This is a genomic window from Roseovarius gaetbuli, assembly GCF_900172365.1.
Classification (GTDB): domain Bacteria; phylum Pseudomonadota; class Alphaproteobacteria; order Rhodobacterales; family Rhodobacteraceae; genus Roseovarius; species Roseovarius gaetbuli.
On the sequence record NZ_FWFJ01000132.1, the window covers coordinates 1 to 938 of the forward strand.

Here is a 938-nt window from a genome sequence, read left to right on the forward strand (position 1 = left end):
CCTCTATTACAAGGTGCTTGAGCGGGGACGTTTCCCTTGGCCGAGCGCCAAGGATGGGGCGGTGCGGCTGACCTCTGCACAGCTCGCGATGCTCTGGGAAGGCATCGACTGGCGGCGTCCGGATTGGGGCGCTCCGCCTGCGCGGGTCGGGTGACTTTGCGACCGGATTTGCTTTATTTATATGGTGCCATAGCCTGATTTTTGGTAGTCAGGCGCATGTCGAAACCTGATGAAAACTTGCCTGATGATCCCGCTGAATTGAGGGCGATGATCGCGGCTTTGCAGGTAGAAAATGCTCGGATCGAGGCAGAGAACGCCAAGATGTAGGCGACATTGCGTGTCCATGATCAACTGGTTCAAGCGTTGCGCCTGCGGATCGCCAAGTTGCAGAAACTGGCCTTTGGCAAGTCCTCGGAAAAGGTCGAGCGCGAAATCGAGCAGCTGGAACTGGCGCTCGAAGACCTGTTGGTCGCCGTAGCGGAAAACGATGACGCGCCCATCGACGAAGGGCAGGATGAACTGTCACCGGAAGCTGCCGATACACCCGCTTTGCGCCGCCGACCACGGGTCTCGGATACGACCCCACGCGAGCGGCGTGAACTGGACCCCGGCACCTGCTGCCCTGACTGTGGCGGCGATCTTCGCGTGGTGGGGGAGGATGTCAGCGAACTCCTCGACATGATCGCCGCGCAGATGAAGGTGATCCAGATCGCCCGGATCAAGAAATCCTGCCGCCGTTGTGAGCGGATGGTGCAGGAACCAGCACCCAGCCGTCCGATCCCCGGCAGTATGGCAGGGCCGAACCTGCTGGCCCATGTGCTGGTCTCGAAGTTCGACGACCACCTTCCGTTATATCGCCAGCACGAGATCTTCGAACGCATGGGGGCAGACATCCCCGAAAGCACGCTGGTCGGCTGGTGTGGCCGCGCCATGAAGAC

The 938-nt window shown here is 60.6% G+C and carries 1 protein-coding gene and 1 pseudogene; both read left to right on the top strand.

The window, feature by feature from the left end:
- The first annotated feature begins 13 nt into the window (after positions 1-13).
- A complete protein-coding gene (tnpB, locus tag ROG8370_RS19935) occupies positions 14-154 on the top strand; it encodes an IS66 family insertion sequence element accessory protein TnpB (RefSeq protein WP_370738356.1) in 141 nt (46 codons plus the stop codon).
- A 62-nt stretch (positions 155-216) separates the two neighbouring features.
- Positions 217-938 (top strand): annotated as a pseudogene (locus tag ROG8370_RS19940) (transposase domain-containing protein); the annotation flags it as partial.